At 60.9% G+C, this 20028-nt stretch carries 19 protein-coding genes and 1 tRNA gene; 3 read left to right on the forward strand and 17 right to left on the reverse strand.

The genetic code is table 11. The features are described from left to right. Nucleotides 1-47 precede the first annotated feature (47 nt). Entirely contained in the window at nt 48-1037 is a 990-nt protein-coding gene (locus QP828_RS01585; RefSeq protein ID WP_016442880.1) for a ComEA family DNA-binding protein, read from the reverse strand. Between the two features lie 118 nt (nt 1038-1155). Here QP828_RS01585 and QP828_RS01590 point away from each other — a divergent pair, with 118 nt between their 5' ends. Further along, entirely contained in the window at nt 1156-3033 is a 1878-nt protein-coding gene (locus QP828_RS01590) for a helicase HerA-like domain-containing protein (RefSeq protein WP_039899032.1), read from the forward strand. Nucleotides 3034-3045: 12 nt separating this feature from the next. On the opposite strand, the gene QP828_RS01595 is transcribed toward QP828_RS01590, so the two are convergent. After that, nucleotides 3046-4017, reverse strand: coding sequence for an aldose 1-epimerase (locus QP828_RS01595; protein ID WP_279058457.1), 972 nt, complete (start codon nt 4015-4017; stop codon nt 3046-3048). Between the two features lie 126 nt (nt 4018-4143). After that, complete coding sequence (locus tag QP828_RS01600; protein WP_274733123.1) at nt 4144-7044, reverse strand: leucine--tRNA ligase; 2901 nt, start codon at nt 7042-7044, stop codon at nt 4144-4146. A 107-nt stretch (nt 7045-7151) separates the two neighbouring features. On the opposite strand from QP828_RS01600, the gene QP828_RS01605 reads away from it, so the two are divergent. Next, the gene (locus QP828_RS01605; protein ID WP_016442884.1) at nt 7152-7592 is read left to right on the forward strand and encodes an HIT family protein; all 441 of its coding nucleotides are present in this window, start codon (nt 7152-7154) and stop codon (nt 7590-7592) included. Between the two features lie 73 nt (nt 7593-7665). On the opposite strand, the gene QP828_RS01610 is transcribed toward QP828_RS01605, so the two are convergent. The 12 genes from QP828_RS01610 to QP828_RS01665 all read right to left on the reverse strand — a co-directional run bounded on the left by QP828_RS01610 (nt 7666) and on the right by QP828_RS01665 (nt 16785). Then, the gene (locus QP828_RS01610; RefSeq protein WP_016442885.1) at nt 7666-8418 is read right to left on the reverse strand and encodes an HAD-IIB family hydrolase; all 753 of its coding nucleotides are present in this window, start codon (nt 8416-8418) and stop codon (nt 7666-7668) included. 218 nt (nt 8419-8636) lie between these two features. Then, the gene (locus QP828_RS01615; protein ID WP_016442886.1) at nt 8637-9140 is read right to left on the reverse strand and encodes a DUF4282 domain-containing protein; all 504 of its coding nucleotides are present in this window, start codon (nt 9138-9140) and stop codon (nt 8637-8639) included. 101 nt (nt 9141-9241) lie between these two features. After that, nucleotides 9242-9382, reverse strand: a complete 141-nt coding sequence (locus QP828_RS01620; protein ID WP_274734608.1) for a hypothetical protein — start codon at nt 9380-9382, stop codon at nt 9242-9244. A 112-nt stretch (nt 9383-9494) separates the two neighbouring features. Further along, nucleotides 9495-10844 carry an NAD(P)/FAD-dependent oxidoreductase gene (locus QP828_RS01625; protein ID WP_039898878.1) on the reverse strand — a complete coding sequence of 450 codons (1350 nt, stop codon included), beginning with the start codon at nt 10842-10844 and terminating at the stop codon, nt 9495-9497. Between the two features lie 76 nt (nt 10845-10920). Then, nucleotides 10921-11775 (reverse strand): HAD family hydrolase, encoded by an 855-nt coding sequence (locus tag QP828_RS01630; protein WP_016442888.1) that lies wholly within the window; start codon nt 11773-11775, stop codon nt 10921-10923. A gap of 252 nt (nt 11776-12027) precedes the next feature. Then, the gene (locus QP828_RS01635) at nt 12028-12324 is read right to left on the reverse strand and encodes a hypothetical protein (RefSeq protein ID WP_016442890.1); all 297 of its coding nucleotides are present in this window, start codon (nt 12322-12324) and stop codon (nt 12028-12030) included. Between the two features lie 399 nt (nt 12325-12723). Next, nucleotides 12724-12799: transfer RNA gene (locus QP828_RS01640), tRNA-Ala, on the reverse strand. A gap of 91 nt (nt 12800-12890) precedes the next feature. Further along, nucleotides 12891-13550, reverse strand: coding sequence for a histidine phosphatase family protein (locus tag QP828_RS01645; RefSeq protein WP_016442891.1), 660 nt, complete (start codon nt 13548-13550; stop codon nt 12891-12893). After that, entirely contained in the window at nt 13547-14008 is a 462-nt protein-coding gene (rsfS, locus tag QP828_RS01650) for a ribosome silencing factor (RefSeq protein WP_016442892.1), read from the reverse strand. The genes QP828_RS01645 and rsfS overlap by 4 nt, the downstream gene beginning before the upstream one ends. Beyond that, nucleotides 14005-14838: a hypothetical protein gene (locus QP828_RS01655; protein WP_016442893.1), complete on the reverse strand. Its 834-nt coding sequence runs from the start codon at nt 14836-14838 to the stop codon at nt 14005-14007. The genes rsfS and QP828_RS01655 overlap by 4 nt, the downstream gene beginning before the upstream one ends. Further along, entirely contained in the window at nt 14835-15533 is a 699-nt protein-coding gene (nadD, locus tag QP828_RS01660; protein ID WP_016442894.1) for a nicotinate-nucleotide adenylyltransferase, read from the reverse strand. The genes QP828_RS01655 and nadD overlap by 4 nt, the downstream gene beginning before the upstream one ends. Beyond that, on the reverse strand, nt 15523-16785 hold the full coding sequence (locus tag QP828_RS01665) for a glutamate-5-semialdehyde dehydrogenase (protein ID WP_016442895.1): 1263 nt from the start codon (nt 16783-16785) through the stop codon (nt 15523-15525). Before QP828_RS01665 ends, nadD begins: the two co-directional genes overlap by 11 nt. A 168-nt stretch (nt 16786-16953) precedes the next feature. Between QP828_RS01665 and trxA the strand changes: the two genes are divergently transcribed. Then, entirely contained in the window at nt 16954-17337 is a 384-nt protein-coding gene (gene trxA, locus QP828_RS01670; protein ID WP_016442896.1) for a thioredoxin, read from the forward strand. A 75-nt stretch (nt 17338-17412) separates the two neighbouring features. Here the strand turns inward: trxA and QP828_RS01675 are convergent, their stop codons facing one another. Both QP828_RS01675 and proB read right to left on the reverse strand, forming a co-directional pair. Beyond that, nucleotides 17413-18306 carry a hypothetical protein gene (locus QP828_RS01675; RefSeq protein WP_016442897.1) on the reverse strand — a complete coding sequence of 298 codons (894 nt, stop codon included), beginning with the start codon at nt 18304-18306 and terminating at the stop codon, nt 17413-17415. Nucleotides 18307-18881: 575 nt separating this feature from the next. Next, on the reverse strand, nt 18882-19997 hold the full coding sequence (gene proB / locus QP828_RS01680) for a glutamate 5-kinase (protein WP_016442899.1): 1116 nt from the start codon (nt 19995-19997) through the stop codon (nt 18882-18884). Between the last annotated feature and the right edge of the window lie 31 nt (nt 19998-20028).

The following is a 20028-nucleotide window of genomic DNA, read 5'->3' on the forward strand; positions in this document are numbered from 1 at the left end:
GCGCTTGCCCCTGGCACTGCGACTGCGCGGGACATCGAGCTTGCGGATCATACTGTCACCAGCGCGGAAAGCTTATTAAATTTAGCTGGTCCAATACCGGGGACCTCAAGAAGATCTTCCGGAGCGGTAAAGGGGCCGTTGTTTTCCCTCCAGGTGAGGATATCCCGAGCGGTAGCCGGGCCAACCCCGGGGAGGCTCTCCAAGTCGCTGGCTGAGGCGGTATTAAGGTTGATCAGGGCACCCGAGCCGGCTTTCCCAGATGCTTTATCCCCACCGGCCGCGCCGCCGCCCGCCCCACCGCTATTCCCACCTGCGCTACCACCGCTCCCACCCGGGCTTGTGCTAGCTCCAGAGCCGATGCGTGCTCGCGGTGCTTCACCGGGAGCGGGAATATGAATATGGGAGCCATCCGCTACCGGTTCGGCAAGATTGATCGCGGCGCCATCCGCATTCGGGGTGAGCCCACCGGCTAATTCCACGAGGTCATTGACACGTGCCCCACCGGGAGCGCTATACACTCCCGGAGTGGCCACTTCACCAGAAATATAGGCAACGATGGTTGCGGGAGCGGATTCTCCCGCGGTAGGGCCAGCCGGCCCAGGTGTGCTACCCATTACCCGGCCGTGCGAAGGGCCCGGCGAAGCCTGCGGATCGGTAGATACCACAGCCGGATTTTCCGTGTTGGAACCCGAACTGGCCACACTGCTTCCCGGTGGCACCGCTGCGGGGTTGGCGGAAACGGGACCACCACCGCGCCCGAGCCATACCAGCAGCCCGAGAATGAGCAGCCCGCCCAGCAAAGCTATAGCAAAGGCGCCCAACGCGCGGGGTGACCACCGCCACCGCGATGATTGCGCGGGTGTGGTGAGCACGGCGATATCCTCGCCGGTGCCCGCACCGAGGGCCAGCGTGGCGAAATCCCGTACCGGGCTCTGGCCGGGCGGCGCACCCGCACCCGGATCCCCGCGGGTTTCGTTGAGAGGATCGTTAAAGGGCAGACTCAGGCGCGGGGCAGGGCGAGGCAGAGAAGCATTCATGGGGCTATCATGCACACCGAGGCACACCCAGCGTTGGCAGCCCCACTGGCCTGGGGATAACGCTAACGTTTGCCGAGCTGTGGATAGCCACGGCCATTGCCCGCTCTACAATATTGGTATGAACGACGCCGATATTGCTCGCCTGCGTGCCCAAGCGGCCGAAGCCGCTGCCAAAGCTGCCCGCGCCGAAGCCGAACTCGCCCAGGCCCGCCTCGATGCCGCACTTGCCGCCGCAGCCTCCCCGGCAGTAGCCACCGCCGCCGATGCCACGGCAGGAGCGGAAGGCGCGGACGGCGCGGACACCATAACCACCGCCACCGCGGCAGAGAAGCGCTCACCGGCGCAGCCGGCGGCGGCGTCGCCGGAACAATCGCCAGAAAGCACCGGTGAGGATTACGCGAGCGAGGTTGCCCGCAGCTACCAGATATCGGGCCCGGCTCTCACCCTGGGCGCCTACCTGGACCCGGCTGGGAATCCGCGCCCCGATGTTCTGGTGCGGCTGCCCTTCGCTAGTTTCAACCGGCACGGCCTGGTGTGCGGAGCAACCGGAACCGGGAAAACTCGTACTCTCCAGCTGCTGGCCGAACAGCTGAGCGCGGCCGGAGTGGCCGTTTTCCTCACCGATATTAAAGGAGATCTGTCGGGCCTGTGCGAAGCGGGCGTGGCTTCCGATAAGCTCACGGCCCGCACCCGAGCTTTAGGGCAGGATTGGTCCGGTGCCTCGTTCCCGCTCCACCTGTATTCCCTCACCGAATCAACCGGGGTGCCGCTACGTTCCACGGTGGAAGATTTCGGTGCTTTGCTCTTAGCCCGGGCCCTGAAACTAAATGACACCCAGGAATCGGCGCTGGCCTTGGTTTTCGCGTGGGCGGAAAAAGAGAATCTGCACTTGTACACCCTGGAGGATCTGCGCGAGGTACTTCATTATTTGACCACGGCGGGGAAGGCGGAGCTATCCGGTATTGGCGGGGTATCGACCGCCACCGCCGGGGTGATTCTGCGCGAGGTATCAGCCCTGGCTGCGCAGGGCGGAGACATGTTCTTCCAGCGCCCGTCCTTTAGCCCCAGCGAGCTCATCGCCCACGAAGGCGAACGCGGTGTTATCTCCGCCCTCGAACTTCCCGACGTGCGCGATATGCCCGAACTTTTCTCCACTTTCACCATGTGGATACTCAGTCGGCTCTTTTCCGATCTTCCCGAAGTGGGCGATACTCCCCTGCCCCGCCTGGTGTTCTTCTTCGACGAAGCGCATCTGCTGTTCTCGGGCGCTTCCCGGAATTTCGTGGACGAGGTTACCCGCGTGGTGCGCCTCATCCGCTCGAAAGGTGTAGGCGTTTTCTTCGTGACTCAAACGCCGCAGGATATTCCCGAATCGGTGCTCGCGCAGCTGGGCACCCGCATTCACCACGCGCTGCGCGCCCACACGCCCAAGGACGTGAAGATTCTCAAGGAAACAGCAAAAACCTTCCCCTTCTCACCCCTCGATATAGCGGCCGTGCTACCCGCGCTCGGCACCGGCGAGGCTGTGGTTACAGGTTTGGGCGACGACGGCGCCCCTACGGCCGTGGCCCCTACCCGGCTCTGGGCGCCGCGCTCTATCATGGGCCCAGCCGGACCGGCCGCGTTGAGCACCGCTCTTGGCACCACACCCCGGCCTGCTCCTATAGCCGGGGATACCGCAAGCGAAGGTGCTGCCCGCGCTGTTGCCGCGCGGCGCGCGCAACGAGAAGCTGCCGCGGTGGCTGCTAAAGAAGCTGAAGAGCAGCGGCGGGCCGCGGAAGCCGCGGCGAAGAAAGCTGCCCGCGAGGCGGAGAAAAAACTGGCGGCCGCGGAGCGGGAAGCGGAGCGTCAGGCTCGGCAGGCCCAACGGAATGCCGAGAAGGAGGCGCAACGGCAGGCCCGGCGCCGCGATGCCGCAATTGATTCGGTGGTGCGCAGTGCCGGAAGGTCACTCGGCCGTTCAATTATTAATTCGATTTTCGGGCGGCGGCGCTAGCGCGGATTCCGCTTACTTTCGGGCATACGGAGCAGAGGTAGCCGGATAGCTTATGGTGACGGTGAGGCTGCGGGACTGGCCCGGCGCTAGCGCCACGCGCCCCACTTGATCCGAACGATTAAAAGCATTGGGCAAGGCAGAGGCCGGGGCAACCAGGAGAGCTTCCCGGGCCCCGCGTTCCAGAGTATCCCCGGTCCATAGCCGCACATAGGGTGCTTCGCTCGGTTCCTGGGCGAGGATGATATCGCGTTCGCGAGCTGGATCGGTCAGCACGGTTGCCACGACTCCGTCACTGGTGGGCACCAGCGAGGTGAAGGTGGAGTCGATACGGCTAGCTCCGAGTACCGGCCACTCCACGGGGGTGCTTACCCCCGTGAGCGCGGCATCGCCGGGAGCCGGGATTCCGTGGGCATCGGCTGCGATCTTGGTGCGCGCACTAACCGTCGTCGACATTTTTGAAATGGAAGCGAGCTGCGGGAAACGCAAGTAGCCGTTCCACGCGACCGCCACCGGGGCGCAGCTCTCACCCCGGTTCGTCACTTCCAGACTGACGGAAAGATGATGGGTTCCCGCGCTGGAATCCCCCAGCGCATAGACCACTTGGATTCCCACGGGCCACGGGTAGCCCGCTACCGCGGGAAGCTCCGCGCGCAAAATAAGCGCATCTGCGGAGCGTTCCCGCCGGAATTCGCAGCTGTGGACCCGCAAGCACCGCCCGGTGGTATCCGCTTCGAGGCGGTAGCTCTGCCCATCCCAGGTGTAGCACCCGCCGGCGAGAGGCCCCACCCAGGGGGCTTCGATAAGCCCACGCCCCCCATCTGCCTCCTCCAGTTCGGCACCGTTACGGTATCCGGAAAACACCTCCCCGTCGGGACTCCAGGAGAGGAGGGTGGCCCCGCGTGCAGCTACGAGGGCGCTGGCTCCGCCCGGTGCGCTAAGAAGCCACGCCGGGTTACCGTCAAAGTCCTGCGCTGTGATTCGCATACGTGCCACGATATTCCTCCTTACTCCCGCGGGTTCCTCCCCTTGGATTGGCGCCCACTTCACGGGCGTGAACGAGCATTTCAGGCTCGGACCCCAGCAGAGCCTGAGACTTGCCTGCGTTCCGCTTTAGGGAACGATATTGATGAGTCCCGGAGCACGCACAATAATCTTGCGCGGTTCGCCCTCCAGGAAGGCCTGCACCCGTTCTTCAGCCAGGGCCCGGGCGGTCAGATCCGCATCGGAAATATCCTGGGGTACCTCCAGACGGGCGCGGACCTTACCCTTCACCTGCACCACGCAGGTCACGGTGTCATCCACCAGCAGCGCTGCGTCGCTAACCTGCGGGAACGCAGCGCGCGCGACCAGGCCGCTATTACCCAAACGTGCCCAGAGTTCTTCGGCAATATGGGGGGCCACCGGTGCCACCATGGCCACGATAGCGCAGGCAGCTTCCCGCGGTACCGCCGTCAGCCCGGTGAGATGGTTATTGAGAACAATGAGCTTGGAGATCGCGGTGTTGATACGCATATGATCGTAATCATCAGCCACTCCCGCGATGGTGCGGGCCAGGAGCTTAGCGGTTTCGGTATCCGGAGCCGCGTCACTGACCGTCACCTCGCCGGTGCGCTCATCAACGATATTGCGCCACAGCCGCTGCAAGAAGCGCTGCGAACCTACCACCGCGCGGGTATCCCAGGGCCGGGAAACATCAAGCGGACCCATGGACATTTCGTAGACGCGGAACGTATCCGCACCGTACTGATCAGCCATATCATCAGGTGTGATGATGTTCTTGAGGGACTTGCCCATCTTCCCGTATTCCCGGTTGACCTTCTCCCCCCGGTAGTAGAAGACCGTTTCGCCGTTTTCTTCGCGTTCTTCTACCTCATCGGCCGGCACGTAGGCCCCGCGAGCATCGGTATAGGCATATGCCTGTACGTAGCCCTGGTTGAAGAGCTTGTGGAAAGGCTCCGAAGAGGAAACATAACCCAGGTCAAAGAGGACCTTGTGCCAGAAACGCGCGTAGAGCAGGTGGAGCACCGCGTGTTCGACGCCGCCCACGTACAAATCCACCCCTCCGGAAGTGTTACCGGCCTCGGGACGCGGGCCCATCCAGTAGGCTTCGTTTTCCGGGGCGCAGAAGCTATCCGAATTGGTGGGATCCACATAGCGCAATTCGTACCAGCACGAACCTGCCCACTGCGGCATGGTATTGGTTTCGCGGCGGTACTTCTTGAGACCATCACCCAGGTCAAGCTCCACATTCACCCATTCCGGGTTGCGTTCCAGCGGAGGTTGGGGCAGTGAATTTGCGTCGTCGGCATCGTAAGACGCCGGCGAGAAGTCTTCCATTTCGGGCAGCTCCAAGGGGAGCATCGATTCGGGTAGCGCGTGCGCAATACCCTCCTCATCCCAAACAATCGGGAAGGGCTCACCCCAGTAGCGCTGGCGGGAGAAAAGCCAATCGTGCAGGCGGTAGGTGACGGTGGCGGTTCCGGCACCGCGTTCTTCCAGCCAGGCGATAATAGCGGCCATGGATTCGGATTTCGTCATGCCGTTGAGGGAGATTTCCTCATTGGCGGAATCAACGAGGATGCCATCCCCGGTGTAGGCACCCTCTTCCAGGTCCGGGCCGTACGGATCCTCCGCCGGGCCGATGGTGCGGATAACGTCCAGATTGTATTCGCGCGCGAAAGCCCAGTCGCGATCATCATGGGCAGGAACCGCCATAATGGCACCGGTTCCGTAACCGACCAGCACATAATCCGCCACGAAAACCGGAACCTTGGCGCCGTTGACCGGATTAATCCCGAAGAGCCCGGAGAAAACGCCGGTCTTTTCGTGAGTATCCGAGGTGCGTTCCATATCCGATTTCGCGGCGGCGCGCGCCCGGTAGGCCGCAACCGCTGCGCGCGGAGTGGCGTATCCGCCAGTCCATTCTGCGCGGGTGCCTTCCGGCCAGCTATCGGGAACCCGGAGTGCCTGCGCATCCGTATCCGTACCCGCTTCACTTCCGCCCAAGGCCTCATGTTCGGGAGCAACGGCCATGAAGCTGGCCCCGAAGAGAGTATCGGGGCGGGTGGTATAAACATCCAGGACCCGCCCGGAGCCGTCAGAAAGCTCAAAACGAACCGTGGCGCCGTGGGAGCGCCCGATCCAGTTCTGCTGCATGGCCCGCACTTTATCCGGCCAGTCAATGGTGTCCAGGTCACTCACCAGGCGGTCCGCATAGGCGGTAATCCGCATCATCCACTGGGCAAGATTGCGCCGGAACACCGGGAAGTTACCGCGTTCGGACCGGCCTTCCGCGGTGACTTCCTCATTGGCAAGCACCGTTCCCAGCCCCGGACACCAATTAACCGGGGCTTCCTTGATATAAACCAGGCGGTACTCGCTGAGCGCATCCGCTTTTTCTTTCCTGGAGAGCGCCTCCCAGGGCCGACCATCCGGCGTGGCCTTTTCCCCACTGGCGAATTTCGCTTCGAGTTCCGCAATGGGCCGGGCCGCTCCGTTGCCACGCCCGTCCCGGCGCGGGTAATCCGGGTCAAACCAGGAATTAAACACCTTGGTGAAAATCCATTGGGTCCACTTCACGTAATCAATATCTGTGGTGGAGAAAACCCGCCGTGAATCGTGGGAAAGCCCGAGGCGATGCAGCTGAGCTGCCATATTGGCAATATTTTCCGCGGTGGTGATAGCCGGGTGCTTGCCATTTTGCACCGCGAACTGTTCGGCGGGAAGTCCGAAGGCGTCATAGCCCATGGTGTAGAGGACGTTCTCACCCTTCATGCGGTGGTAGCGGGCCACGGTATCCGTGGCAATATAGCCGAGCGGATGGCCCACGTGCAGGCCGCGCCCGGACGGATAGGGGAACATGTCCTGGATGAAGAACTTCGGCGCCGAGGTATCCCCCGCGAGATCCCCAACCGGGTTCGCGGCGTAGAAGGCACCTTCCTCTTCCCAGCGTTCCTGCCAGTGGGCTTCGATCTCATTAGCCAGTTCTGCGGTGTAGCGGAACTGGGTCATATCCTCAGCGCTCAAGGGTACTCCTTTTCGACGGTCGACTTCGGTCAATTGTAGCTCTCTCCTCCGACAAATCTCAGGTCGTCCACAGCGGTGACTAGACTGGCACCATGAGTGTCTTTTCAAAAATTATTGCCGGCGAGATTCCGGGTCGTTTTGTTTGGGCCGACGACGTCTGCGTTGCTTTCGCAACTCTTGAGCCGCACGCCCGCGGCCATGTGCTAGTTGTTCCGCGCGCGGAAATTGACCGTTTCACCGATCTTGACGACGATACAGCCGCGCATCTCTTCATCGTGGCTAAGCGTATTGGCAAGGCCCAGATCGCGGCTTTCGGCGTGGAGCGGGCGATGCTCGTCATCGCCGGACTCGGGGTACCTCATACACACCTGCATGTTATTCCGGCTGATTCGGAAAACGTCACCAGTTTCGCATCGGCACGCAAGGATGTTCCCGGCACCGAATTGGATGCGGCCATGGAGGAATTACGCGCGGCCCTGCGGCAGCAGGGCTGGGGTTCCTTCGTTCCGGCCCAGCTCAGTTCCCTCGCCTAAGCCAAGTTGCCTAAGCCAAGTTGCCTAAGCCCACTGCGTTATGCCCGCTCGCCTAGGCCACACACGCAACGGTCTAGGCCAGCCCCACCAGTTCCTCAATGAAGTCGGCAGTATCGGTCCAGTCCCGCACCGCGTGGGTATCGATGCCGAGCCGGGTAACGGGGTAGTCGTTTCCGGCGGGGTCGAGGCGGTCCCCCACGAAGAGCATGTGGGCGATGGGGATACCGGTTTGCTTGGATAATTCCGCAATTCCGTAGGCTTTATCCACGCCCTTGCGGGTAATATCCACGGACGTTGAACCGCCCGAGCGCACCTCCAGGTGCGGCAGACGCGCTGCGACAGCTTCTCGCAGCGCGTTTTTCTTTTCCCCGCTCGGATCCCAGGCGCGTTTCGCTTCCAGCGGGGCGCTTTGCCCGAGCGCGGAAAAGGTCACCTGGGATCCGCGGTCTTCCAGGATCTCGCCCCAGGTGCTACTTTCCCACAGCCCGAGCCGCCGTGCTTCTTCTTCCAGGGCCAGAGCGGCATCCCGACGTTCTTCCGCGGTGAGGTTACGGACGTACACATCGCGCCACGCTCCGTCCTCGTGAACGAGGTAGCGGGTTCCGCAGGTGGGCATGAGGTGGAGACGCGCAAGCTCTGCGGGGGTGCCGTCTAGTCCTTCCAGGAGTTGGCTTTCGAACTGTCCGAATTGGCCGCCGGAAATCACGCACACGTCGTACGTATCGAGCAGTGCCCGCAGGGCCCGCGCCATGCGTTCCGGGAGCGCGGATTTGGAAGGTGCCAGGGTATCGTCCAAGTCAAAAGCAATAAGGCGGTAAGACGTCATAGCCACAGTATGGTGCACCGAGCACCCAAATGCGAAATAACTAGGCAACGCTACCTACCCGCAGAGTAGATGCCCCTTGTTTTAGGGTACCCACACATTCTTACGACGACGCAGCGGGCTGATACATCGCGATGTATCAGCCCGCTGGTGGGTTTCGCCAGCTTGGGTATCCGGATTTTTAGCTCCGGAGGGCCCGGCGGTAGTGTGCTGCGCTCCGACTACTGTTCGTCTTTGATGGCTGCTTCGCAGAGCAACCGGGCACCGCCAATAATAAGGACAGCAACCACGAGGCTGAGGAGGAAGCTGAGAACTCCGGCAAGCGCAACCATGGCAGGCGTGTATTCGCCAAAGACGCTAATCATCGCGAAAAGCGAGACGAGCACGTGGCAGCCGGCCACAATGAAGGCGAGGATCATGATGATCGGTGCGATGGACCGCGCCACCCGGGTGGAGAAGTTCGTGGAGAACAGTGCCGCGAAGCCGGAGGGATTCTGCGGCTGCTGGGGCTGGGGCGGGTAGCCGTAGCCCGGCGCCGAGTACGCCGAAGGCGCCCACTGGCCCTGCTGCGGGGCGGGAATATAGCCCTGGCCCTGCGCCTGATTCTGCTGGGTTTGCTGATTCTGCTGATCAAAACCCTGCTGGTAGGACTGCTGTTCCGGCTGGGCGCTCTGCTGACCATAACCGGGGTTATTATCAGGGAACTGGTTATTCTGTTCGCTCATGAGTATTCCTTCCGTAACGAGCGATGGCCACGACGGGATCATGACCCGGGGCACTTCACACTTAAAATACCAAGAAAGTGGAAGCGCGCGTACTCATTTCACTACCCGCCGGAGGCGGGTAGGTACCAACTAAGGGTAGCTATCCGAAGCGGCCACCGCGAATAGGCCAGATCCAGCACGGAACCTGGCGGCGGGCCGAGGGATAGGGCTACCTGGACATCTTCTGGCAGTATCTCATTCATACCTGAATGATGGCATGAGGTTACGACAGAAAATCTTGAGGTAACCACCCCTGGGCCCGCCGCATTCCGGTTCAGCGTGGGCACCACCATTATTGGCGGTGCCACCGGCACGCTACGCTTCAGCTTTCTCGAGCTCTTGAGCATCCAGCTTCGGGGAGGCGCTCACGATTCCCTGGCGTGCCCGACGCGAGAAGCGGTGGAAATCGCCCACGATGACATCGTGGCGCTTGGGGAAGAGGAAGTACTTCGAGACAAGGTTGGTGAAAGTCGCGAACATTTCCCGCCCGGATTGGAGCTGCTGAATATGCACGGCATTCCACATAAGCCAGGAAAACTTTCCGGTAATAGCCGGCAGATGCGGAATTTCGGTAACCGCGAAACCAACGCCCACGGTGGCCATGGTGCCCTTGTCGAAGTAGTCGAACGGCTCAGTCTCCTTGCCCGCCAGGTTATTGGAGATAACCTTGGCGATATGCCGCCCGCCCTGGATAGCCGGCTGGGCCAGCTGCGGTAGGCCGCGTTCGCCGCTCACAGCTACGTCGCCGGCAGCGAAAACGCCGTCGACCCCTTCCACCTGGAAGTGTTCGTTCACCTGGATACGCCCCCGCGCCCCTTGCGGCACGTTCCATTCCTTGACTTCGGGCGGAACACCCACACCGGAAGACCAGACGATCAGCGAAGCATCAATCCACTGTTCCTCTTCCGTCTTGGTGTTCTTCACCAGGATGCGATTCTCTTCCACCGCGGAAACGGCCTGGTTGAGAAGCACCTTGACGCCGCGATCTTCAAGAGCGCGGTGGGCGGCGTTGCGGCTCTTCTCATCGAAAGGCCCGAGAACCGTGGGGGCCATATCCACGAGGATGATCTCACACTGCTCGGTATCAATGCCGGGGTACAACGTCTCAAAATCAAAATTGCGTAGTTCGGCAATAGCGCCGGCGGTTTCCACTCCGGTGGGGCCCGCACCGCACACAACCACCCGGAAAGGCCCGGGATTGTCAACCGCATCCATGCCGTCCAGCAGCCCGTAGAGCCGGTCGCGGACTGCAAGCGCTTCATCGCGCGTGTACATCGGCAAGGTGTGTTCCGCGGCTCCCTGAATACCAAAGTATGCTGCGCTCACGCCGGTGGCGAGGACGAGATAGTCATAAGACATCGTGCGCTCATCATCGAGCTCGATGAGCTTATTGCCGGTATCCACGTGCTGGAGTTCCCCGAGCACAAAACGCAGATTCTTTTGCTTGCTCCGTAGTGCACGCAGGTTGTAGGTAATATCCCCCGCGTTGAGCGCGCCCGCAGCCACTTGGAAAAGCAGCGGCTTGAACGTGGTGTACGGATTTTTATCAATGAGCGTTACCCGCACGGGTGCCTGGCGAAGGCCACGTGCCGCTTGGATACCGGCAAAGCCACCTCCGACGATGACCACATGCGGTAGCGCACTTCCTTTAATATTGTGACTCATACCCCATAACATAGTGGATATGTGAGCTACTTTCCAATACTTCGCGTGAGCGCAAAATAGTGACACTCGGCAAATATCACCGCAGCACCGCAGCAACCAGATCGGCAACAGGAGCCGGACCCGCCGGGAGGATCCACCGGGCGGCAGCCTGAGTCTCGGCACTGGCCTGCGGCATTGCGTAGCTCAGCGCGATCTCCCGCATCCAGGGAATATCATTGGCGGAATCCCCCACCCCCAGCGTATGTTCCGCTTCGAGGCCGCGCGCCCGCAGCGCCAGCTCTATTCCTTCCCACTTGGTCACGCCCGGAGCAACCACATCAACAAAATGAGCATGCCCGCGCACCGCCCCGGGAAAAGCTGCCTGCCAGAGTTCTTGCAGCCGGTCCAGCTGGGTTTCAGTTCCGGAGAATGAGAGCTTCGTTATGGTATCGGCCGCAAGGGCGGCGACGTCGCCGCGGAGCGGTTCCCGCCCCGCGGAAGCGTTGCAAATAACGTCCTCAAACAAGGGCGCCCCAAAGCTTTGCACGACGACGCCTTCTTCGCCATTAACAACCATCCCGAGCCGGTGTTCCTCCGCGAATCGGACCGCACGCGCATAGGTCGCAGCGCCGAGCGGATGACGGCGCACTACCGTGTGCCCGTCCCAGACGATGGAACCGCCTTCGGCCACCACCCATCCGGGAACGCCCGCCTCCGCGAGGATATCGGCAGCCCCGGCAATGATTCGCCCGGTGGCCAGGGTAATGGGAATGCCGGCAGCGTGGAGTTGCTGGAGTGCCCGGATATTTTCCGGGAGCACCCGCGAACTGGCATCGGTAAGAGTGCCGTCGACGTCGAATAGCACGTTCGTAGGGCGAGTGAATTCGCGTTGCGCAAAGGTGATGTTCCCACCGGAGCTCAGCACTCCCAACCGATGGCGTACTCGTGGCATCTAGGTGTCGCTTTCCTCTCGCTCTGGAACCCGAGTCAGTAACTTCCTCAATAATTGTGTCAGCTCTTTTTGACGTGTAGGTTCCACGATGGCAGATTGATGTGACTCTAGCGGCTTATTACATCATCAATATTCAGCGTGTCATCAAACCACAGCAGTGCTTCTGGGTTCACCCAGTGCATAAGATGTCTAGCTTCCGTGATGTCTTTAGCGACGTTACGCCGAAAAACCGGCTCGAGGTGCGCCGCGCGGTTACGGATAAACGTCATATTGCCCAGCATTGCTGAGACCTGTTTCTGTCGTGTCCAGATATCTTTGTGTCCGTTCGGGAAAGCGTATTGCAATGAGGGCATCCATAGCGTTACGTACCACGACTTCCACCATCGCAGTCACCCTTTGTAGGGCAGAGGCAATGCGAATGTTGCGTTCATAGAGGCCAAAAGCATCATCTACATTACCGTTAGTGGCTATCAGATAGGTGCCCATACGTTCCTCGGAGAGCAAATGCAACATAACGGCCCGATCCCACGTACCTGCTAACGTTGACATCCTTTCCTCCCACGGTAAACTGGTGGCGAAGACCCCGGAACGATCACCAGCTTCGGCTGAATCGCCGGGGTTACGTCTACCTTGATTTTTCTTAGGATACGAGAAGTAGTGTCTCTGCGTACAGATGAGAGACGTTGTGGGCCACATATGCTAGAGCTTCTCACTCGGTACCACAGTGTTGCTTTCGGCCACGGTGGAGGTTCTATTGTTCCAAGGCCTATGGACACTTAGGGGCCCGTCCATCAACTCAGGCAGACTCCCTGGCCCAAAAGTTCCCAGAATCCCTGTCTAAAAAATATATGGACATAAAACGTGGCCGATACACCTAAAACTGAAAATTAGGAATTGACCGGGGTTTTATTGCATGATTGCCAAATATATCAACACCAGCAGTGTATTTGGTGGAGCTAAGGGGATTCGAACCCCTGACCTCTTCCATGCCATGGAAGCGCGCTACCAACTGCGCCATAGCCCCAAGCGACTTATAGAACTTTAGTCGGAGAAGAAACGCTTGGCAAATCAGAACTCGACTTTGTGTCGAGCATCGCATTCTTCCTGGTGGGAGCCTAGCCTTCCGGCCCTTCCACCTCAAAGTTCTTCACCGGATCGTGCTCGTCCGCGAGGAAACGGTTGAAGCCGGTGAGGCGCCACTGCACATTCCCGTTCTTACGCCGCTGCAACATAGCCCAGTGGCAGTTATCCAGGCCGCCCAGGCCCTGCCAATCAGCCCCGCAGCCGAGAAGCACCCCGAGCCCGCAGGTAATCGCCGCGCCGTGCGCGGTCACAACCAGCAGGCCCCCATCCATACCTTCGCTGGCCTCGGTAATGGCCGCGGCCACGCGCGCGCCAACATGTTCCTTCGTTTCTACCCCGACGCCCACGGGCTCCTCCCCCGCGCGCCACTGTGCAAATTCACGCGGATAGCGCTCCGCGATCTCAGTGCGGGTCAAGCCTTCGAACTGCCCGAAACAGCGTTCTTGTAACCGCGCATCAGTTGCCACTTCACGATCAACTAGACGGGCAGCCTCAAGTGCGGTGGCATAGGCCCGTTGCAGCGGGGATGCCACAAAATGCGCCGGGCCGGCAGCAGCGATGTGGGGGGCCACGTAGCGAGCCTGACCGAGCCCGACCGCATTGAGGGGAATATCTGTGGAGCCCTGGATGCGCCAAGCCAGGTTGTAATCAGTTTGGCCGTGGCGCCAGAGCAGGATGCGATCTGCCGTCATGCATGCGCCTCAGCGGAACCGGCCGTCTCGGGGTCCCGTGATTCCGAGGCAACCTCCGGCGTTACAGGCGCCGGATCCCCGGCGATAACCGCCTCATCATCGAGCTGAAGATCCACGTGCGGGCAATCAGCCCACAAACGCGCGAGGGCGTAATCAGCGCGGTCCTCATCGCGTTGGATATGCACAATGAGTTCCCCGTAATCGAGGAGCACCCACCGCGGGTCGAAAGTGAGTCCCTCGCGGCGCAAACGCTGCCCGCCGGCCTCATCGAGTTTTTCCTCCACGCGATCCACGATGGCGCGCACTTTCGGTTCCGAATCACCGGAAATGATGAGGAAAACATCGGAAATGGCGAAACGCTCACCAACATCGAGAGCTTCAATCGATGTCGCTTTCACCTCCGCCGCTGCCGCGGCTCCAATACGGGCGAGCTCTATCGCACGATCCGAAGCTGTCACAAGATCTCCTTGATGTCGGGGATAATACCGGGGGTTACATATTCAAAGGACGCGGCCTGCGCGCCATGCTGCAAGAAGAAGAAGCCAATGACCAGGCCGAGCACGACGCTCACCGCAATGAGGAGAAGCATAGTCACCGTCCAACGGCGCGGCGAGGACTCATCTTCGAGTTCATCCTCGTCCACATACTCGTGCGCGAGCGGATCCGGGGTAAGCGGGTCCGTGGCATGCAGGTCCGGCTGCGCCGCGGAAACGGAAGCGGGCGACAACGCCGCTGCGGCGTCGTTCCCGGCCTCTTCTACTTCTGGCGCTGCATCACCCTGCGCACCGGAGGCACGCAAAGCATCGTTTTGGGTGCGGGCCAGCAAACGCTCCCGCAAGCTACCACCTTCGGAAAACTCGGGCGCGGCCTCGGCTTCCAGAGCAGGTTCGGGCGCGGCCGCTGGTGCGGAGGCCGTAAGCGGGGGCACGAGCGAGTGGTCATCTTCACCGATACGTGCTTGAGTATCGGCTTCGAAACGGTCGAAAACTGAGATACGCTCACCCGTCGGGGCCGGGGAAGGCACCGGATCGGGAACCGAAACCGTACCGGCATCCAACACCGCACCGGGATCGGGCGTCGCTACCGCGGGCTGCGCGGTGGCTTCTACCTCCTCAGCTGCTTCGGCACGCTCGGCAAGAATAGCCCGCCGCCGCGTTGCTCGCACCACCGGAATATCCCGGGTGCGCCGCAATTCTTCCACCGGCGAAGCCTCGCCTTCTTCGAGAGGTTTCAAGAGTCCGCGCTCGCGCATCTCGCTGCGTGTGAGGCGCCGCCCGCCCTCGCTCATTTCTTCTCCTCTCGGTACGACCGTCCTTGATCAAGCTTACCCGGTGCCTCGCGCTGGGCATAAAGTTTGTATTTTCTAATGTGCTGCACCACGCCTTCGGGCACCAAATACCAAATGGGTGCGTGAGCTTGCACCCGTTCGCGCACATCCGTCGAGGAGATCGCCATGGCAGGAACCTCCACAATTTCCACGGCGTGTTTGGGCAGCGCGGAAACATCAATCGTGTGCCCGGGGCGCGTGACGCCGATAAAGCGGGCCATCCCCCACAGTTCCTCGGCGTTCTTCCAGCGCAAAATCTCCGGAATAACATCTGCTCCGGTAATGAAGTACAGATCCGCATCCGGGTAGACCTCACGCAAATCCCGCAGGGTATCCACGGTGTACGTCAGGCCGCGCCGCTCAATATCCACCCGCGATACCGTAAAGCGGGTATTCGACGCGGTGGCAATAACAGCCATGAGGTAGCGATGTTCGGCCGGGCTTACGTGCTGGCCCTGTTTGAAAGCGGGGCGGCCGGTGGGCACGAAAACCACCTCGTCCAGCCCGAAACGATGCTGCACTTCCGAGGCGGCCACCAGGTGTCCGTGGTGAATCGGATCGAAAGTTCCACCCATCACCCCGATCCGCCGACGCCGGTGCTTGCGTTCGTCGAAAGGAATTTGCACCGGTTCGTCTTTATCGGATTTATCGGACATGCCCCTCGCCCTCTGCAATCCACGTCGTCGTGGTCATTTCTTCCAGTCCCATAGGTCCGCGCGCATGCAGTTTTTGAGTGGAGATACCAATTTCCGCGCCGAGCCCAAATTCGCCACCGTCCGTGAAACGCGTCGAAGCATTCACCATAATGGCGGCGCAATCCACCTCATCGATGAAACGATTAATGGCACGCTGATTTTCGGCCACGATAGCTTCGGTATGACCGCTTGAATAGCGGGCAATATGCGCGAGCGCCGCCTCGATATCGGGAACAACCGCCACGGCCATCTCCGGGGCCAAATATTCAGTTTCCCAATCTTCTTGCGTGGCGAGCTGGGTGGGAACATCCCCGGCGAAACGCTGGGCCGCGGCATCGCAATGCAAGATCACACCGCGCTCATGAAGTTCACGCAAAATCCGAGGCATGAAGTCCGGTGCGATATCCGCGTGGACAAGAAGCGTTTCGGCCGCATTGCACACGCTTGTCCGATGCGTTTTGGAATTAACGACGACGGCGCTAGCCCGCTCCACATCGGCGCTGGCATCCACGTACACGTGATTATTGCCCACCCCGGTTTCGATGGCGGGAACTAAGGATTCGCGCACGACCGTCTGGATCAGACCTGCGCCTCCGCGCGGAATAATAAGATCTACCAGGCCGCGCAATTTCATGAGTTCTACGGTGCCTTCGCGCCCGAAAGCATCAATGGTCTGCACGCAGTCGGCCGGGAAGCCGGCCTCCGCTACCGCTTGCCGCATGAGCTCGACCAGCACCTCGTTGGTGCGTATAGCAGCACTCCCCCCGCGCAGTATCACCGCGGAACCCGCTTTGAGGGCCAGGGTGGCAGCATCGACCGTTACATTGGGGCGGGCCTCATAAATCATGCCAATCACGCCCATGGGAACCCGCACCTGGCGCAAACGCATGCCGTGAGCCGAGCGCGAACCGCGGATCACTTCGCCAACCGGGTCAGCCAAGCCCACCACGTGTTCTACCGCCTGGGCAATGCCCTCGATGCGTTCTTCGGTGAGGAGGAGGCGATCAATCATTCCCGGGGAAAGCCGACCCTGTTCCCGGGCCACATCCTGCGCATTTGCCGCCACGATACGAGCGGTTTCCCTACGCAAAATTGCGGCGATACGGCAAAGAGCATCATTTTTCGACGTGGTCTGCGCCCCGCGCAAAGAACGCGCAGCCTGGCGCGCGCGGCGGGCTACCTCGGCCACGCCCTCGGTTAACGTTGCGGTCATAGTCTCTACTTTAGGCCAGAAAGGCCCCCGTTACCGAATAGGAACACCGAAGAGGAACAGCGAGCGGGAATGAGGAGCACTCATATATATTCGGGCAATCTCATGGGAATAGCGCCGCCCGCCCCCGCGTTGCAGGTAGCGAGATTTCCAACAAATTTGAGGAGAACCATGGCAACCGTTACTGTCACCACTGAGAACTTCAACGAGACCGTACACGAAGGCATCGTGCTGCTGGACTTCTGGGCGAGCTGGTGCGGACCCTGCCGTGCATTCAGCCCGATTTACGAAAAGGCTTCCGAAAAGCACCCCGATATCACCTTCGGGAAGGTAAGCACCGAGGATAGCCCGGAGCTCGCGGCGCATTTCCAGATTCAGGCGATTCCGACCATTATGGCTTTCCGCGATGGTATCCGCGTCTTTGAGCAGGCCGGGGCGCTGCCGGCCGGTCCGCTCGAGGATCTGATCGGCCAGGTCAAGGAGCTGGATATGGACGAGATTCGCGCCCGTCTCGCCGCTCACGAAGCTGAGGAATCCGCACAACAGGCTGAATAAGCTACCGACTTTCCGCCAAGCACCGAGGGGCGAACTGGAATCAACCAGTTCGCCCCTCATTACTCCCCAGAAAAATTAGGAAATTTCAGCGCGCCCGAAAAGCACCGGAAGTACTCCGCGCACCAGCGAAGCTAAATCGGTGCGGATGGAGGTAGGCCGGTAGATGATGCCATCTGCCGCACCCATCCCCAGCCAGGACTCGGTGGTATCCGCAACATCGTAGACCGTTCCCACCACGTGAGCGCTGCGGGTGAAATCCGGACCGCCCAGGGCCTGCACCAGGAAGAGGCGTTCGCGAGCAGCGGTGCGGGTAGCCGAAATAATGACGGTCATGTCGAGGAGGACCTGCAGGTCGGTATCGTATTCTTCTGCCGCCGCCCTCAAAGCGAAACGGGCTTCGCGGGCGCGGTGCGCATCGGGCGCGGAGAGGCGCATCATCGGGGAAATACCGCAGATTGCCCGCAGATTCAGATTCGGGACATCTTCAGCGCGCACGTGCGGCATGAGGCGTACCCCGGCCGCAATAGCATTTTCCACGTCGCTGCGCAGGGCCGCGAGGTCGGTAGCCGGGGTGATCGGAAGACTTACCAGAGCCGGGGTATCGCTGGAGTCCTGCTGGGTTCTGGCCACCGCTTCCCGTAAAGCCTGGGCCGTGGCGGGTACTTCTACCGCGATATCACCGCGGGCACGTGGACCTAGGCGGCTTGCCGTTTCCATCGCGGAGGCGACGCGGGCACCGGGAAGTACGAATTCCCCGGAAAACTGGACGAAATCAAGTCCGCCTTTCCAGGCCGCATCCGCGCAGGAGGCCAGGTGCGCGATGGAAGCCCCGTGGGCTGGGCGCGCAGCTGCGCCGTCGCCGCAAAGATTCTCCCCGCCGCCGAGCGCCGAGAGATCGACTCCTAAAAATGTTTCTCTTAAAACTTCCTCATTCGTGGTGGTGCACAGGGTGGTCAATTGGATGGTCATTAGTACTCACTATCGGGACGAAGACGGGCAGAGGGGGCACTGGCAGGCGCAAGAAGGCGCGCGCTCATAAAGTGGTGATGCCAGCGGCGCCAATGCGCCATGGTAATTCGATAGTCCGCGCACATGCTGGAGGTGAGGCCCTGGAGCGTGACAAACTGCGACATCGAATTCTCCGTTCTTCGTCGGCTCGGGTATTCCGAGCGATTGCGAGGGTGCTATATAAGCACTTGCGATAACGCTAGATCTTTATTGTCCAATAGGCAAGACAAACACGAGGGTTTTTTGCGCATATCACTATTCATTTATCGTGATTACTATTCGATCAAGGTGATGCAATACTTCGCTAAACTCTCGGGTGTCAGCGCTACAACCTGGGCGAATAAAAATACCACCCTGCACAGCTAGTGCAAAATTATGCACGTTTCCCGTAGTTACAGGTCCGTAAAGTAAGACGTAACACAGATTTGTGCACGCCGCAGCGTTCCTGTGCGGATGCCATTGAAGCACGCTCGACCGGCACACGCCAAAGGCGGTGCACCCGCACCTGGGACAGGTGATGCTAACGGCGTGACCAGTTAGGAGCCCAAGAGCACGATGTCATTGGCGTGCACCACCGGCTTCTTGCCGCGCGCCCCGGTGCTTCCCACCAGCTCGATCAGTTCTTCCACGCTATAGGCACTCAGACCCCGGGCAATAACTTCTCCGTGCCCATCACAAAGTTCCACGATATCCCCGGCCGCAAAACGGCCCGAGACCCCGATGACTCCCACCGGGAGCAAAGATGCGTGATTGCCCGTGACCGCCGCAACGGCGCCGTCGTCCAATGTAACCCGCCCCCGGGCCCGCGCCGCGAATTCCATCCAGCGCCCCCGCGCGGACACATGCCGTTTGCTCGGCACGAACCAGGTTCCCACATTCTCCCCGGCCACGGCCCGCTGCACATTATCAACGTGGGTGAGAATCACGCCGACGCCACCCGAGGTTGCCAATTCGGCCGCCGCCACCTTGGTGCGCATTCCCCCGGTTCCGACCGCCGAACCCCGCCCGGTAATCCGCAGTCCGGCGAGGTCTTCCTCGCCGGTCACCTCCGCAATGCGGGTGGCGCCCGCTTCGCTGGGGGGCTTGGTATACAGGCCATCCACATCCGTGAGCAAAATAAGAGTGCCGGCACCCACAAGGTGGGCGGTCAGTGCGGCCAGCCGGTCATTATCACCGAAGCGCAATTCGTCAGTGGCAACGGCGTCGTTCTCATTAACAATCGGAACCACCCGCAAACGCAAAAGCGTACGCATCGCCGTAAGCGCATTGGCGTAGTGGCGCCGGTTCGTGACATCAGAGGCGGTGAGGAGCACCTGGCCCACGCTAATGCCATGCGCTTCAAAGCGTTCCTCGTACGCAGCCATGAGGCGGGACTGGCCCACCATGGCCGCGGCCTGCTTTTCCCGCAGGGAACGCGGACGGCCCAGCTTGAGCGGCCCGATACCGGCCGCCACCGCGCCGGAGGATACCAGCACCACATCCACCCCGCGGGCGTGCACGTCCGCAATGGTGTTGACAAGAAGATCGAGGGTTTCCTGGTGCAGGGCACCGTCCGGCCCCGTCAAGGAGGAGGATCCCACTTTAATGACTATTCGACGGGAGTTCTCAAGGCAGTCACGCCGGGTCAGCGAGGTGGATGAGGTACCGGACACGAGTCACTCTTTCTTATCTGATGGTTCGGGA

It is taken from the genome of Actinotignum sanguinis (genome assembly GCF_030230305.1).
Lineage (GTDB): Bacteria > Actinomycetota > Actinomycetes > Actinomycetales > Actinomycetaceae > Actinotignum > Actinotignum sanguinis.